Genomic DNA, 16718 nt, shown 5'->3' with positions numbered 1-16718 from the left:
AACCCTCATATATCGTAATGTCAAACCCGATAAGCTGTAGTATATTGCTTTCTATACAATTTTCAGCTATCGCTTTACCCTTGGTATCAGTATTTATGAATTCAGTTGAACTTCGCCAACTTCAGACCGAAAAACAAAATCAGTTTTTAGAAAAAATCTTCTTAATCAAAGAGGAACTACCTTCAGAGTGTTTAACTCAACACTGCCGATTAGACGAATACAAAGAAGACTTTTCTCACGCTATTAACTACTTTAACCAACCTAAGCGAGTAGCTTTCATTGGTGACATCGGCAAAGGAAAAACAACTGCGATCTGTAAATCATTTGGCTTGTACCGAGATTCAGAAACAGCAAAACCTGATCTACTGCTGAGCAGCTCATCTGGTCGAACTACGATCTGTGAGGTCGAAATAGTATTTGACCAAAAACATACAGCAATTGAAATTGAAGCTCACGACGACACTGAGGTGCTAGAACTACTCTCTGACTACTCAAAGTCCCTATTCGAAAAGGCTAAGCCCAAAGGCGATGAAGAAGCAGTCGTGCAAAGCATAAACTCCAGTTTCTCTCTCAGTGTAGAAATAGAAAGAGCACTGAAAAACATGCTCAAGCTCACTGGTGCCATAAAAAGTGAAAGTGGTAGACGAATTCAAAAAGATGTTGTCTTTGCCAAAGATTTTTCTCGCGAAGTCGACCTTTACAATGAATTTATAGAAAGAATCCTGCTACAGGAAAGAACCCAAGTCCAACTACTACCAAGTAGTAGCGATGACGAATTTGAATGGGTTCAATCCACTTTCAAGAACCTGAATGTTGGTAAAATTGACTCTGTAGGTCTTCCTAAGAAGATCACTGTCTACATTAGTAAAGGGTTAAGCCTAAACTACAACGTTGTAGATACCAAAGGTCTTGACGGCACAGTTAAACGTGCTGACATTAGTAGATGTATTGAGAACCATGCCACATTGAGCATTATTTGTTCAAGCTTCAACGATGCGCCTAATCAGTCCATGCGTTCCATTATCGAAGCTATGATTGAGACTGGGCAGTCAGACAAAATTTACGACGAAACCATTCTCCTTGTTTTAGAACAAGCAACAGAAGCAGAGAACGTTCTTGATGAAGAAGGTGAGCCAATAGGCTGCAAAATCGAAGGTCGTAACATAAGATGTGACCACATATTAAACGACCTTGAACAAAAGTACGGCTTAGATGCTGATAGAATCTCTGTAGTCTTTTATGACTCTTATACAGACAATCCAGAAGCGCTTCACGATGCTATTAAAAGAAAGCTTGAATCACTAGATGCCAAGTATAGTGACAGGATACAACAAATCCAAAACGGGGTATCTGACTTAGTTGAAGAGCTCAACTCAAAATCTTTTGATGAAGCCAAAGAACAACTACTAAACATCTTTAAGGCATGGTTTAAAGATGCTGAAAATTTTACTTCATCGGTAAGCCCAATTTTCCCTTACTTAAAAACTGAAATAAATGGTGCTAAGTCTGTTCAATACATTCGCGCAAGTGTTAATAGAGATGGTCGATACTACAACTTAAACATGTATGAGATCCTTAGCCATCACGCAAAATCTGAAATAAACAGAAATAAAAAGAAACTATATAACGATTTTGATGCACTGATTAAAAGCTGTATGGCTAACCCTGAGCTTAAACCTGTGCACAATGTCGTCAAACAAATGTCACAAATTGCCAATCGTACACGTGACTTTGAACTGGCCTATGTGGGTGAACTGGCGAGTGATCACTACAATGAACACCTTCGTGGTGCAACTAGTATGTGGAGCAATGCAGCCTCACAGTGGGGAAAAGGTAGTGGTTATAAAGGGCGCGTTATAAACATCATCGCTGACTGGTTTAACAACCAACATTATGGTGTATTTGAAATCAAATTGAAAAAGGCTTCAGATAAACGTTGGAGTAAGTTCTTGTCTAGCCTAAAAGGCATTCTCTAGCAGCGAGGGTCGGTAGCAAAACGACGCCAAGTGTAGTGGGAGAGGGCTTAATAAAAAAGGTTCATCGCGGCTTTCCGGGGAAGGCCGCTTTTATCTTCATAAAGAAGTAATCCGTATCTCGGTACCCATAGCCCATTCTTTTGATTAGCTTGATCTTGTTATTAATCCCTTCCAAGGTGCATGTATTTAAATGATACAAAGCTGAAGACACTATCCCATGAAGGTACGGTTTCAGCTTTTTAGCGAAGTTTATGAGCGGTTTTACTCCGCTTTCATGGACTTGCTGCCACCATATTTCCCAAAGGTCTTTGGCTTGTTTTTCCGAGTCGCAGTACCAGAGCTCCTTGAGCTGAGCACCAAGTAAATGGGTCACCATTAAGTCACGGTTAACCGCAAGTATTTCATCCAGGTAACTTTGTTGCTTAGTATTTAAGTTCTCTCTATTTTTCAGTAATACCCAACGTGAGCGCTTGACCCAACGCCGTGCACTTTTGTCATCTTTAAGTTGGTTGGCTTGATCTACTCGAACTCTATCCATAACTTCTCGACCAAACTTAGCGACGACATGAAAAAGGTCATAGACAATACAAGCCTTTGGACAATGAGCTTGAACCTCTAGGTCAAAAGCGGTGTTCATATCCATTGCCACAACTTCGATATTTTGAGCATGCTCTCCAAGCATTTCAAAGAACGGACGTATATCTTTACGACTTCTACCTAGACCAATCCAAAGTACTTGATGCGTTTGTGCATCGGCGATAACAGTGGCGTAACGATGCCCCTTGAATATGGCAAACTCATCCATGACCAGTTGACGCAAACAACCCCAAGGAACCTCAGGTACGACACGCTTCAGACGTTGCTTATCTATTTCTTTGATGGTGTGCCAGTGCACCCCAGTAAGCTCTGAAATGTGTTTGATGGGTAGCAATGGTAATAGATTCTCAATGTAATCAATCAGCCGATTGGTAAGGCGAGAATATGGCTTAACCCAAGAAATAGACTCAGTCTTGATACCACAATTTGAACACCTGATGCGCCGAGTTTGAACGAGTAATTCGACGGGTGTGCCTAGCATCATCGCATCCTTAAGCGTTCGCCACTGAGTGTCATGAATAGAGTCAGAAACTTGACCACAAGAACAGTATGCAGGGGTATCAGGAATTAAGGTGATAGAGATGAATGAATCAGTTTTATAAGACTTTACGATCTGAAAGCCTTCCCAGAACGACGATAGGAAAGTATTATTCGGCATGAAAACGGTAGTTTGTAAAAGGTTGTGTTTGGCGATGTAACCTTACCACTAACTACCGTTTTTGTTTTCAGTTCCCACTAATCCGCGATGAACCATAAAAAAGGCCTTAGGTAATGAACTAAGGCCTTAAGGTGGCACGTATCACTGCCTTATAGAGTCCCTAGAAATGAATCAAAATGAGCCACTCGTTTGAATTTGAGTTTTGGTATTAACCGTATTGTTGCCACCAGATTGCCACTCAATCAGAGCATTACTATTGCTTTCTGAACGTTTCAGACATTTCCACTCTAAGGATTCACCACTTGGAACCGGAATGATTGCTTGCCATGTAGGGTAAGCCGTAGGATCCAGTTTTACTGCTTGCGCAGGCGCCCAACTACCTAACTGGCTGGTACTGCCGACGGCATAAACGCTTTGTCCCCCCTGGGTGTAGCCGTTATTACAAGTGAAAGTCACGTCGGTAAGCTCTGTATTACCACCTGTTGCCTTACCATGCAGGACAATCGCTTCATTCTGATCAAGGTTCAGCGTCGCAGTAGACTGAGATACCGTCACTTCATCACTGCCAACCAGACTTGTGTAGTAGTTATCCGCTAGAGACAATGCAGAGATTTTAATCGAGGTTGCTGCACCTCGGTTTAGTGCTACTAACACAGCATCGTCTTCAAACTTTCGCTCGTAAACCAGAATGTCATCGCTGAGCCACTTCTGGCTGTAGCTACCTTGCTGAATCGCAGGACTAGTTTTTCTTAACTCAGTCAAAGCTTGAATGATCTTAAATGCTTCACTGTCCTGAGAGAAGCTTGGCATTACTTCGCGGTTGTATGGGTCGCTACCAACCTGACCAAACGCATTGGTAGTGAAGTTTGCGCTGTAATGTTCCGTGCCGTAGTAGATAGCTGGAATACCACGTACCGTCATAGTAGCAACAAGGCCAAGGTCGACACGTTTTTTCGCAAACGTTTCGGACTGACCGCCCCCTGTTTCATTGTTGCCGGGTCCGAACGTATTGGCTGTCGAACGCAAAGCAGTCGAGATACGAGCCATATCATGGTTATCCATAAATACGACCTGCCAGTCATCGCTGGTGAACACAGTGCTGCGAGTTTCTAAATAGTTGTTTAAAGTCCGCATGGTATTACCTGTGCGGCCAACCAGCACACGTTCTAAGGTGTCACGGAAGCCAAAGTCGAGCAGTGCCGAGCCTGAAGTGTTGGCATAATCGATCGCATAACCATCAATTCCTGTGGTCGTCGTCGCGCTGGCACCAAACCACTCGCCGAAGAAGTAAAAACCATCGCGGCCAATTGTCGATGCGTAGTTGTAGATGTCGCCTGTCCATTGCTGGATAAACTCTTTATCCATGTGCTTAATTGCATCAATACGAATGGCATCTGCGCCAGCATCAATCCAGAATTTAGCGCCATCTAACAGGTAGCTGTAAACCTGATCATTAGATTGGTTGAAATCAGAAAGGTTAAATAGATTGTGGTTACGAACCTGATACCAGTTATCCCAGTCGGTCACACCGCCATTGTGGTGATACCAGTTGGTACCAGCAGCAATGTCAGTGTTGTAATCGGTAATATACATACCGTCACGGTACAACGCGCCATACTCATTTTCATCGTTACCATTAGAGTGGTTTGGCGCGTAGTCTAGCACCAGCTTCATGTTGTATTCCGGGCTGTGCATCAGCTGGCTCAACTCTTTAAAGTCGTCTATGGTACCTAAGTGCTCATCAACGCGAAAAAAGTCTTTACCCCAGTAGCCGTGGTAGCCCGCACCACCATTAACATCAACGTTGTCGGCATTATCCACTGGCGGAGTAATCCATATCGCAGTGATACCGAGAGATTTGAGATACGGCAGTTTGTTGATCAAACCTCTAATGTCACCACCTACGTATTTCTTGAGGTCGTTGGGGTCGTACGTCAATGGGTTGTTGCCATTGTTATTCGTTGGATCGCCATCACTAAATCGGTCTAAGAAGACAAAATAAATAGTCTCCTTCCTGAAATCGTAGGTGCTGTCAGCCGGAGTTTCTGCACTTATTGCTGGTGCCGAAAACCAGCCTCCTATAGCCAGTGTCGTAAGTAGAACGTTGCAAATCAGTGTCCGTTTTTTCATTGGAAGTTCCTTGTTATTGTGATTAACTAAGCCGAGTTGGGTCTGCTGTGAATTAGATTGTCTTCATTGTGAAAATTGAAGAGATGACAGAATTCATTGTTGAGATTGAAACGGAAAGTTCGGCCAATATCTGCTGTAGTGATCGATTGATCTTGCACTCGAGCAATCATCTCTTTGTCACCAACAGTGAAGTAGAGGTACTTTTCGTTGCCTAGGTTTTCAACGACTGAGAGCTTACCTTCGAAGGTATGCAATGTTTCACCCTCTTGGGCCAGTGAGATATGCTCCGGACGGATACCAAAGCAGACCGGGCTATCGACGTACTGCTCAAGTTGCGCTTGCATTGCTTTCGGGATCAGAATGCGGGCAGACGGTGCGATTTCGACGATCAGGTTTTCGCCATCACGGCGAAGCGTGGTATCGACCAAGTTCATTGCAGGAGAGCCGATAAAGCTGGCGACAAAACGATTAGCAGGGTAGTTGTAAAGGTTCGCCGGTGTATCGACCTGCATTATCTTGCCCTGATTCAGAACACAAATACGGTCACCGAGCGTCAAAGCTTCGGTCTGATCGTGGGTCACATAAATCATGGTTGCTGGATTGCCTTCATCCTTGAGATACTGATGAAGCTGGGCGATTTTCACCCGCATAGAGACACGCAACTTGGCATCCAGATTCGATAAGGGTTCATCGAACAGAAATACATCAGGTTTGCGAACAATAGCGCGACCCACCGCCACTCGCTGACGCTGACCACCAGACATCTCTTTTGGTTTTCGGTAGAGGAGATCGGTGATTTCCAATTTCTCTGCCGCTTCTTCAACCCTTACCTTAATCTCATCTTTGGGCCTCTTCGCCATCTTGAGACCAAAAGCCATATTGTCGAAAACCGTCTTGTGCGGGTAAAGAGCGTAGTTTTGAAACACCATTGCGATTCCGCGGTCCTTAGGTGGTAAGTCGTTGACTCTGCGATTACCAATATGAACATCACCAGATGAAATCGATTCAAGACCAGCAATCATTCTTAATGTGGTCGATTTAGCGCAGCCTGATGGGCCGACAAACACCATGAACTCGCCTTCATTGATTTCGAGGTCAATTCCGTGTACTGCCTTGAAGCCATTATCATACTGTTTTTCTACTTGTCTTAGGCTAACTGTTGCCATGAGAGCTCCAAATAAATCTTTATAAATTAATGACTTACCGCACTTTCTTTATGCGTTAAGCTATGAACTTAACGCCGCCAGAGTAACTCTGGCGGCACGGCATTACTGACAAGTGGCAATCATTGCACGAATTGGCTTTTTATCTTCGCCAATCTGAATTGACCAAACATACTCGCCATCAGCAGGGATTTCGACTCGGGTGTTTTTAGCAAAACCACCGCGCTTCAGAGCAATTTCCTGATTGACGTCCATTTTTCGTCCTGACACAGTGAATTGCGGGTTCCAGTTCATGGTTGCAAACTGGACATTAACCACGCCGGCTTTCTCTTTATGAACGACCTGATAGATGCCGTCGCCCTTATGGCTCATTTTGCGGTCTTCTAGGTGAATCCAGTGACCTTCATCAAAGGTTCCGGCAACAAACAGTGACGGACGAATCGGACCGCGATCCTCAACCGTTGGCAAATCACATTTAGCGAGCAGGCTATCCGTATTGGCTGGGGTAACTTGGTTTGTGTTTTCGCTGGTGTTGGAGCAGCCAACAGCAAGAGTACTTAGTAACAGAGGTAGAATGACTTTTTTCATCATAAATCCTTAACGATTGAATTAGGCCTTACAGCCAGTGAATAAGCGTGTAAGCCAGTGGTGAGTCTTGTCAGAATTAGGGGCAGTTTTAGACTGTTTTTTGTTATCAAACTGACGGGTAAGCTTGTTCAGCACCGCCAGATTTTTGTAATATGCACGAGCATCTTTGGCCGGATAGCCAAATAGATCGCTATGAGCAGGAAATGACTGACTGACGCCTGATTTAGCTTTGATGACTGAGTGATCACCAATAGTGATATGGCCAGCGGTACCTGCCTGTCCGTGGACAATGACATGATTCCCAAGAACGGTGTGTCCAGCCAAGCCTACTTGAGAAACCAACAGACAATGTTGGCCCACTTTGCAGTCGTGACCAATCTGGACTAGGTTATCTATCTTGGTCCCTTTACCGATCACTGTACTTCCCAGAGTGCCGCGGTCTATGGTGTTGTTACAGCCGATCTCAACATCGTCCTCAATGATAACTCGTCCGACACTTTCAACTCGTTCGAACTCGCCATGTTGGCCATTCATATATTCGAAGCTGAAATTACCGATGGCGTTGTTGGAGTCAATAGTGACGTTATTACCAATCACCGTGCCCTCTTTAATTACCGTATTGGCATGAATAGCCACATTGTCGCCAATGGTCACGCCATTCATGATCTTAACTCCTGGCATGAAGTGGCAGTTCGCGCCAATAGTGCAATGTTTGCCTATATAGACGTCGGGATTGTCAGAAGTATTACCCTGCTCAAACAGTTGATACTTATGTACTTTGTAATAACGTAACAAAGCATTCAGTGATTGCACTTTAAGCGACTCAATCACTATCTTACATTTAGCGTTGCTGGTTAAAATGCTTGCGGGACCTATGATCACGTCCGCTTTTGAGTGTTCAATCAATTTGAGTTCAGCTTTAGAAAATACGATAGCTAATCCCCCTTCATCAGGGCTATTCAGCGGGCCAATCGTATCCACAGTTAAACGCGGGTCACCATCTATCTGGCCGCCAATTAACTGGGCAATTTCTGAAACAGTGATCATAGGATTTCCTTAAACAAATAAACGATTTTTATAGACGGTAGATAGCCTGTAGAAAGAAGGTGTTCTGCTCCACAACCTTCTCTTCTCCAGCAAGCTGAGTGAACGTTTCGGTATCTTTGGCCCACTCGTACTCACCTTTAAGCAACCAGTTATCGCCGACAGACTGCTCGTAACCCAGAGTTGCTTTACGAATATCTTTAAAGTACTGCTCTCCTGCAGCCCAACCTTGTGTATGTTTGGTTTCGTTGTCACCGTAACGAGCACGAACGTATAAGGTACCAGCATCTTCAAAGCTGTACTGCACGATTGGCTCAACATACTTTTCAGTAAAGTCACTAATTTCGTTAATTGAGCCATCGCTGTTATGCGCTTTGTTATCTTTAACCTGGTAATAGAACTCTACGCCCAGCTCCAAATTACCAAAACGCTTATAGGGTTTAACTAACACCGCGTAACCTTCTTCAACGCGAGTTCCCCACGCCGATTTATCTTCGTCGTTGTAAAGGTATTCAAGGTTGGATTGGAAGCCCGCATCGTACGCATTGCTGTAAAAGTTGAAATAAGGGCGAATGCTGTGTTCTGCATTGGTCGTACGCAAGTTGCTTACGCCAGCAGTGGTCGCGATAGTACCTAGTGAGTATTCAAGGTCGTAGATCACTCCAGTTTCAAAGCCGTTCGGTAGTGAGAACTTTTTATTTAACGAGATTAGGTGCTTATAGCCATCTTCCGTTTCTGTGTACGAGCGATCTTCACTGCGTTTAACACGGTCAGTCAGCTTAAAAGCGTACAAAGAGGAGAAGTTCCAGTGGGCGTTTTTATAAAACAGTCCAAGTACTTCATGGGTGGTCGTGCGTTCATTTTCAGTTTGTCCCCCCCAGGTTTTGTAGTTGGTAATGTCTTTGTCTTCAATTTCAATCGATGTTCCAACGTGTCCGCCAAAATCTAAGGCTTGGGTTAGAATGTTGCCGCCCATTTCTTGGGGAGCTGGTCCTTTTTCAACAGCATAAGCAGCAGGAGCAAAGTTCAGAGCGCAAGCAATACTGAGCGAGAGTACAGTCCTGTTCACAGTGGTTCCTTAACCTCATAGAGAGGTGAATTTAATTAGTATTAATTACATTAAAAAGTAGTAGTTCAACCTGAACGCCTACGGAGTATTCTACAATTGAATCTTATTTGCTCGCTGAATGAGGTTTAAATGAGAACTTGGTCACTGCAAGTTGGACGGTAGTTTGATGAAGGTCACTAAAATAGGGGGGTAACTTAAGGTTGATGTCTCGTGGTCATAAATGCCAAATAATATTATAAGCAAAACAAACCTCATTCTTTTCTTTTAGAAGACAAGTACTTAAGTTGATTTGGTTCACATTTAGGCGCTGTTTTAATCAGTTTCAATTGACTAAAATCGCTCCCTAGCTCATTTTAGTCGTATATCGTGAACTACTAAAATGGATGCGGCAATGAAAACCAAATTATTGACCAGTCAAATACTGCTCACCACTCTTGTTAGCGCCACTGCCATGGCACAGCTGATTGAACCGGAACCAGGTGCAAATCTGTTAATCTGGACCGATCACACTACCGTCAATTACATGAAGTACGCCGCCAACCAGTTCAATCAGGATTCGGGCTATGAAGTGGAGTTCACTTTCCGTGGACTAGCACCGATTGATGCGGCGTCACGATTAATTCAGGATGGTGGCTCAACTCGAGTAGCCGATGTGGCTGAAATTGAGCATGACCTCCTTGGTCGCTTAGTTGTTGCCGGTGGTGCGATGGAAAACCTAGTGTCTGCTGAACACATCAACTCTCACTTCTTGCAAAGTGCTGTCAACGCAGCAAGCTCTGAGGGTAAAAGCTATGGTTTCCCCGTTAGTTTTGCCACTACAGCTCTTTTCTACAACAAGGATCTTCTGCCACAAGCTCCGGAATCATTTGAACAAATCATTGAGTTCTCTAAGTCATTTAATGACAACAAAGCACATAAATATGCCTTGCTTTGGGACGTGCAGAACTACTATGAATCACGCATGTTCCTGACCCTGTACGGTGCTTACGAATTTGGTGATAACGGTACCAACGCCAAAGATATCGGTATCGCTTCTGAGCAAGCACAGCGAGGCTTACTCGCGATGAAAAAACTACAGACTGCAAACAGCGCTAACCCAATGGATATGCGTAACCCTCAAGTAAGACGAGGTTTATTCAGTGAAGGTAAGGTCGCAGCAATCATCGACGGTCCTTGGGCTATTCAGGGCTACGAAGCTTCTGGAGTGAACTATGGCGTCATTCCAATGCCAACTCTCGATGGCAAACAGCCGCGAACCTTCTCTACAGTCCGTCTGGCGGTCGTTTCTTCTTTTAGCAACTATCCTAAAGCCGCTCAGCTGTTTACCAGCTACCTAAGTAGCGACAAGATGCTTAAAAAACGGTACGAGATGACGAAATCGATCCCGCCAGTTCAGACTATCATGGAGGAGATCATCGTTGATGCTGATGAAGCTACCTATGCGATCATCGGTCAGGGGTACTTCGCCGATGCTATGCCCTCAATTCCTGAAATGGGTTACTTGTGGTCACCAATGGCGAGTGCAATGACCTCATTATGGGTCAATGACGAGTCACCAGAGAAGGCGTTAAAGCGTGCAGTGTCAGTGATCAAAGAACAGATCAGTTTTCAGGAGTAAAAGATGTTGGTTTATCAACTTCGAATGCAACCTACGATCAACGCTTCTGTTTTTATCATGGGGCTGACGCAAATGCGTCAGGGCCATTGGGTAAAAGGTTTGGTCTGGTTGTTCATTCAGCTACTTTTTATCTTTAACATTCCAGAGCTTAGTCTGGCGTTAAAGCAACTCATTACTCTCGGCGATGTGGCTCAGACTCGCGAAGGCTTCACCATCATTCAGGGCGACCACTCTGTATTCCTGTTGGTCGAAGGTGTGATAGCTCTGATCGCCGTGTTTGCTTTTTTGTGCCTTTACGCACTCAACATAAATGATGCCAAGTCCTGCCAGCCGTGTCAGCTGTCAGCGTCCGAGCAGATCAAAGCGATATACGACAGGCAGTTTGCTTTGCTGGTTCTTTCTCCGGCAATGTTAACCTGTGTCGCCTTTATCATTATGCCGATTGTCATCACGGTACTAGTCTCGTTTACCAATTACTCAGCGCCTCATCACATTCCGCCAAGGAACTTGGTTGACTGGGTCGGGTTTAAGAACTTTATCGCCCTGTTTGAACTGAGAATTTGGTCAAATACCTTTATAGGTGTAGCGACCTGGACGGTGATGTGGGCCATTCTGGCGACTATTTGCACCTGTGGTTTTGGCTTTGTACTGGCACTGGCGTTATCCAATAAGAACATTAAGGCGAAAAAAGCGTGGCGCTTCATTTTTATCTTGCCTTATGCGATTCCCGCTTTCGTTACGCTACTGATGTTCCGATTGCTGTTAAATGGTATCGGCCCGGTCAACGCGACCTTAAATAGCTGGGGATTTGACTCAGTTGCTTTTCTATCAGATCCATGGATGGCGAAAGTCACTGTTATCGCCGTCAGCGTTTGGGTCGGTGCTCCCTATTTTATGCTGCTTATTTCAGGAGCATTAACCAATATCCCTCAAGACCTTTACGAAGCAAGTGAGGTCGATGGGGCCAACAAGTTCCAGCAGTTCAGAGAAATTACCTTACCAATGGTGTTACATCAGGTAGCCCCTTCCCTAGTGATGACATTTGCCCATAACTTCAATAATTTTGGCGCAATCTACCTGTTAACCGAAGGCGGACCTATCAATCCAGGGTATCGATTTGCAGGTCATACCGACATCTTAATTACCTGGATTTACAAACTCACTCTCGACTTCCAGCAGTACCAAATTGCCTCTGTGATTTCGATAATTATTTTCTTGTTCTTGTCAGTGATTGCAATCTGGCAGTTCCGACGGATGTCTTCGTTTAACGACGATGTGGGGATGAAGTAATGAAGTTTTTGTTGCAAAAATTAGCCACAGGTTTGGTTTATCTTTTCCTATTCACCAACGCGTTACTGGTATTAGGCCCCGTTATCTGGACTGTATTGGTGTCATTCAAACCGGGCAGCAATATGTTCAGCTCCTCGTTTTCGGGCTGGAGCTTCTCGCTAGAGCATTATGTGGCGCTGTTTCAGGATACCCCTTACCTGCAGTGGTATCTCAACACCTTCGCTCTGGCGACGGCGAACATGCTGATTTCGTTGGTGGTTGTCACCATCACCGCTTACGTGTTTTCACGCTATCGATTTAGGGGTAAACGCAATGTCTTGATGGGTGTGCTGGTATTGCAGATGTTCCCTGCTTTCTTATCGATGACAGCGATCTATATCCTGCTATCGAAACTCAACATGATCGATACTTACGCCGGTTTGTTGTTTGTTTACGTTGCTGGCTCGCTCCCGTTTATGACTTGGTTAGTGAAGGGCTATTTTGATGCGATTCCGACTTCGCTCGATGAGGCCGCTAAGATCGACGGTGCAGGGCATATGACTATTTTTATCGAGATCATTTTGCCTCTGGCGAGGCCGATCTTGGTATTTGTCGCTCTGGTGTCATTTACTGGACCGTGGATGGACTTCATTCTGCCAACGCTGATCTTACGCAGTGAAGAGAAAATGACTTTGGCTATTGGCATATTCAGTTGGATCAGCTCTAACTCGGCAGAAAACTTCACTTTGTTTGCCGCTGGCTCTTTGCTGGTCGCAATACCCATCACTCTGCTTTTTGTTGCAACTCAAAAACACATCACTACAGGCTTAGTGAGTGGTGCAGTAAAAGAATAATAACAGGATCTAATTTATGATTACCCGAAGCTCACTAATACACACTGTGAAAAGTGCTGACAGCTACGCCTACAATGAGCAGACCCTACACCTGCGACTTAAATGTGCCAAAGACGAAGTCGAGCGCGTTTGCTTATGGATAGGTGACCCTTACCGTTGGGCAGAGGGGGGCTTAGACGGTGGTAACCTGGGTGGCAGCGATGCTCATGGCTGGGTCGGAGGCAACGAAGTTCCAATGGAACGAGAAGGTGTCACTGAACATCACGACCACTGGTTTGCGGAATTTACACCGCCTAAACGGCGCAGTCGTTACGGATTTATTCTATACAGCAAAGATGGTGAAAAAATACTGTTTGGCGAGAAACGCAGCGTTGACTTAGACAGCAAGGCAACGGAAGAAATAGAACTGAGCAATCTGAGTAATTTCTTCTGCTTCCCTTATATCAACCCAAAAGATGTTCTTGTCACTCCAGAATGGACCAAGTCGACCGTTTGGTATCAGATCTTCCCAGAACGATTTGCCAACGGTAGACCAGAACTAAACCCGGAAGGTGCTGAGCCTTGGGGAAGCATACCTACCTCAAGTAACTTTATGGGGGGTGACTTATGGGGCGTAATCGAACATCTCGATTACCTTAAGGATTTGGGGATCAACGGGCTCTATCTGTGCCCTATTTTTACGGCCAATACCAGCCACAAGTACGACACGATTGATTACTTCAATGTCGACCCTCACTTTGGCGGCAATGAAGCATTCAGAGCTCTGATTAAAGAGGCTCATAATCGAGGAATGAAAGTCATGCTCGATGCGGTGTTCAATCACGTAGGTGATCAACACCCGTTCTGGTTAGACGTGGTTAACAACGGCGAAAAATCGCAATACGCTGACTGGTTTTGGATCAATAAGTTTCCCGTTTACCCCGACACAGTCAAATCGGAGTGGGACAGCTGGAACTTCAACTACGAAACGTTTGGTAACGTACTTGAGATGCCAAAACTCAACACAGAGCATCAGCCATGTCGTGATTACCTGTTAGATGTCGCTCGCTACTGGGTGGAAGAGTTCGATATCGACGGCTGGAGACTGGATGTCGCTAATGAAGTTGACCACCAGTTCTGGCGCGAGTTTCGTTGCGTGGTTAAGCAGGTAAAACCAGACTGCTACATTCTGGGGGAGATCTGGCACGAAGGTATGCCATGGTTGTGTGGTGATCAGTACGATTCGTTAATGAATTATCCTATGACTCAGGCTATTACCGATTACTTTGCCCTTGATGCCCATAGCAAACAGCGGTTTATAGAGACTGTCACCAGCGCTTATCTGGCCTATCCTCGCAACGTGAATGAAGCGATGTTTAACTTGCTAGAAAGTCACGATACTACTCGATTGATTAGTCTTTGCTGTAACGATCTTCGTCGGGCGAAACTCGCGTATCTGTTTATGTTCACTCAAGCAGGTGCTCCCTGTATTTACTATGGCGGCGAAGTTGCGATGGATGGGAGAAAAGGCATGGGACTTGAAGATAACCGTCGTTGTATGACGTGGTCTCCAAATCAAACTGCACTCGATTTCAAAGCCTTCATTGAGCAAATGATCGAGCTAAGAAAGGGCGATGACAGCTTTAACCAACCGTACATTGATTGGATAGAGACTCATCATCCTACCGTTGTCGGCTATCAACGCGGGTCTAGACGCTTCTTGCTCAACAACAGCGACTCTCAGGCTAGCGTAGCGCTAGATAATCGTGACATCAGTTTGCAGGCTTACGGTTACTGGTACGACTAAGCGAGGAGAAAGTATGCACCTGGGGATCTCGATAGACAAAGTTCAACTCAAAGCGACGGTGCTTGATGATCAGTTCAATACCGTGTATTCGAGTCAGCAAAGTCTCAAGCAGACTACACAGGAAGTTAAACAGCAGGTGTTTCAGTTGGTAGACAATTTCCAATGGGCTTACGGTACATTCTGTTCGATTGGATTAGCTATAACTGAAGAAGTTTTAGCCTGGTTTGACTGTCATCATTTGGCGTTACACGTCTTGATTGAACAGCACTATCGAGTCCGTTGCAGTAAGAGTAACTTTGTCGAAGCTGGTTTACAAAGTTCGCCTGATACCCTGTCGCAAATAAAGCTCGGAAAAGTGCTGTGCGTTGTACTCGATAACGAGTGCGAACTTTACTCTTGTAATAAAACGCGTCGAGGTATTTCTCAACGCACCATTCGATCGATACCATGGGCACATGTCGCTCTTCCGGACTACGACTTTGCCTTTGATGGCCTCGTCACTACCTGCAGTTGTGCGAGTGAAGCGTGTACTGAACAGTTTGTCTCTGTTTCAGGGTTGGAACGACAGTATGAGCAGATCTTGCTTAAGTGCTCCAATGTAAAAGAGATACTTTGCGCATTGGAATCTGGAGACTCTATTGCCGCGCGTACCTATCGACGCTACATCGATCAACTTGCTCGCGCGCTAAAGCCACATATAAGAAATAACGAGCCAAGAACCTTACTAATACTTGGTAGCGTGTCGCGCTATGCTCACATTTCAAGTGACCTCAAATTTGCTCTAAGTCGTTATTGGGACGCCTCCCCGCTGCCTGTAATGTTGGCTCTGCCCTATGAGGATTTTTCTATTAGTCGTGGAGCAACTCAAACAAAAGCGCAACGACTTGTGCGCTAAGTTAGGCTTCGAGCTTAACTAGTGATAACCTAACTAAAGTGGAACAAAATATTGAATAATTTTAGAGGACAAACCGTGCCAGACTTGGTTATTAAGTTGATGAATTTTGGTTTTACGAAAACGGATTCCTTGGTATACATCAACCTTCTCAAAAACGGTCGTGCCAGTGGCTACAAAATCGCGAAAGATATCTCTCTGTCGCGTTCTTCTGTCTACTCCTCTATCGATAACTTATACAAAAATGGCTATATCTTTATGTCCGATGGAGACACTAAAGAGTACGAAGCCAAGTCTCCAGAGCTTATCTTTGACCAGATCGAAAAGAGTACAGTAGAAAACATCCATATCCTTAAGAAAGAGTTGTCACGAATGATGCTCATTGAGGAAAAAGAGTTTGTTTACAGCGTTACTGGTATCGACAACTTGGTCCAAAAAGCCAAAGAGGTGATCGAGTTAGCACAGGTTGAAATCTACCTCAACACTGACTTCCAACTTGACCCAAGATTCTCGACAGAATTGATTGAAGCGGCCGAGCGTGGGGTGCGAATTATCGCCTTCTCGTTTAATCGCATTACGGTACCTCATCCAAAAATTGAGCTTTATGCTCGTTCAGATAATGAAGAGACCGAGTATCCTTCCCACCGCTTTATGATTGTTGCCGATATGAAGCAGGGCTTGATGTTCTCACACCGTGAAGAGACGGTAGGCTTATATACTAACAATCACTTATTGGTGAAAATGATTGCCGAGCACATTCACAGCGATATCTATCTCATTGAATACGAAAAGTTGGTGCCGGAAAAACGTGTACGTATTGGTACAATTCATGAACTGGATAATAAGATGGTCCATGATGATATGAAGCGTCAATCCAAGTAAATCACTCAGTATCTAACCGTAATCCTCCGAAAGATAAACGCATGCAAGCGTAGAGTTTTCAGTTCGGGTGCCCCTTAAGACGGACATCTGATATCGTGTTTTTTGTCGGAGGACAATAATTATAAATAGTTCGTTACATGTAACTGTAGCTAACCTTCTGTTTTATATAACTTTGTTTAAGGTTACACTTTT

Annotated in this window: 13 protein-coding genes; 7 read left to right on the top strand and 6 right to left on the bottom strand. The window is 44.6% G+C overall.

The window, feature by feature from the left end; genetic code table 11:
• The first annotated feature begins 95 nt into the window (after nt 1–95).
• The gene (locus OCU28_RS14450) at nt 96–1976 is read left to right on the top strand and encodes a hypothetical protein (RefSeq protein WP_261817598.1); all 1881 of its coding nucleotides are present in this window, start codon (nt 96–98) and stop codon (nt 1974–1976) included.
• A 61-nt stretch (nt 1977–2037) separates the two neighbouring features.
• Here OCU28_RS14450 and OCU28_RS14445 read toward each other — a convergent pair whose 3' ends face one another.
• From OCU28_RS14445 to OCU28_RS14420, 6 genes are all read right to left on the bottom strand, one after another.
• Nucleotides 2038–3231, bottom strand: a complete 1194-nt coding sequence (locus OCU28_RS14445) for an ISL3 family transposase (protein WP_261817219.1) — start codon at nt 3229–3231, stop codon at nt 2038–2040.
• A 171-nt stretch (nt 3232–3402) separates the two neighbouring features.
• The gene (locus tag OCU28_RS14440; protein ID WP_261817597.1) at nt 3403–5361 is read right to left on the bottom strand and encodes an alpha-amylase family glycosyl hydrolase; all 1959 of its coding nucleotides are present in this window, start codon (nt 5359–5361) and stop codon (nt 3403–3405) included.
• Between the two features lie 26 nt (nt 5362–5387).
• The gene (locus OCU28_RS14435; protein WP_261817596.1) at nt 5388–6527 is read right to left on the bottom strand and encodes an ABC transporter ATP-binding protein; all 1140 of its coding nucleotides are present in this window, start codon (nt 6525–6527) and stop codon (nt 5388–5390) included.
• A 102-nt stretch (nt 6528–6629) separates the two neighbouring features.
• Nucleotides 6630–7115, bottom strand: coding sequence for a glycosidase (locus tag OCU28_RS14430; protein ID WP_261817595.1), 486 nt, complete (start codon nt 7113–7115; stop codon nt 6630–6632).
• An 18-nt stretch (nt 7116–7133) separates the two neighbouring features.
• Entirely contained in the window at nt 7134–8159 is a 1026-nt protein-coding gene (gene lpxD / locus OCU28_RS14425; RefSeq protein ID WP_261817594.1) for a UDP-3-O-(3-hydroxymyristoyl)glucosamine N-acyltransferase, read from the bottom strand.
• A 28-nt stretch (nt 8160–8187) separates the two neighbouring features.
• A complete protein-coding gene (locus OCU28_RS14420) occupies nt 8188–9225 on the bottom strand; it encodes a porin (protein WP_261817593.1) in 1038 nt (345 codons plus the stop codon).
• A 391-nt stretch (nt 9226–9616) separates the two neighbouring features.
• Here OCU28_RS14420 and OCU28_RS14415 point away from each other — a divergent pair, with 391 nt between their 5' ends.
• The 6 genes from OCU28_RS14415 (at nt 9617) to OCU28_RS14390 (ending at nt 16526) form a co-directional block, all read left to right on the top strand.
• Nucleotides 9617–10843, top strand: coding sequence for a sugar ABC transporter substrate-binding protein (locus tag OCU28_RS14415; RefSeq protein WP_261817592.1), 1227 nt, complete (start codon nt 9617–9619; stop codon nt 10841–10843).
• Nucleotides 10844–10846: 3 nt separating this feature from the next.
• Entirely contained in the window at nt 10847–12133 is a 1287-nt protein-coding gene (locus tag OCU28_RS14410; RefSeq protein WP_261817591.1) for a carbohydrate ABC transporter permease, read from the top strand.
• Entirely contained in the window at nt 12133–12966 is an 834-nt protein-coding gene (locus OCU28_RS14405) for a sugar ABC transporter permease (protein ID WP_261817590.1), read from the top strand. The genes OCU28_RS14410 and OCU28_RS14405 overlap by 1 nt, the downstream gene beginning before the upstream one ends.
• Before the next feature lie 16 nt (nt 12967–12982).
• Complete coding sequence (locus OCU28_RS14400; RefSeq protein WP_261817589.1) at nt 12983–14752, top strand: glycoside hydrolase family 13 protein; 1770 nt, start codon at nt 12983–12985, stop codon at nt 14750–14752.
• 13 nt (nt 14753–14765) lie between these two features.
• Nucleotides 14766–15647: an ROK family protein gene (locus tag OCU28_RS14395; protein WP_261817588.1), complete on the top strand. Its 882-nt coding sequence runs from the start codon at nt 14766–14768 to the stop codon at nt 15645–15647.
• A gap of 75 nt (nt 15648–15722) precedes the next feature.
• Nucleotides 15723–16526, top strand: a complete 804-nt coding sequence (locus OCU28_RS14390) for a TrmB family transcriptional regulator (RefSeq protein WP_261818278.1) — start codon at nt 15723–15725, stop codon at nt 16524–16526.
• Nucleotides 16527–16718: the final 192 nt, after the last annotated feature.

It is taken from the genome of Vibrio gallicus, from assembly GCF_024346875.1.
In the GTDB taxonomy this organism is placed as follows: Bacteria; Pseudomonadota; Gammaproteobacteria; order Enterobacterales; family Vibrionaceae; genus Vibrio; species Vibrio gallicus.
This window is presented reverse-complemented; position numbering and strand designations above follow the sequence as displayed.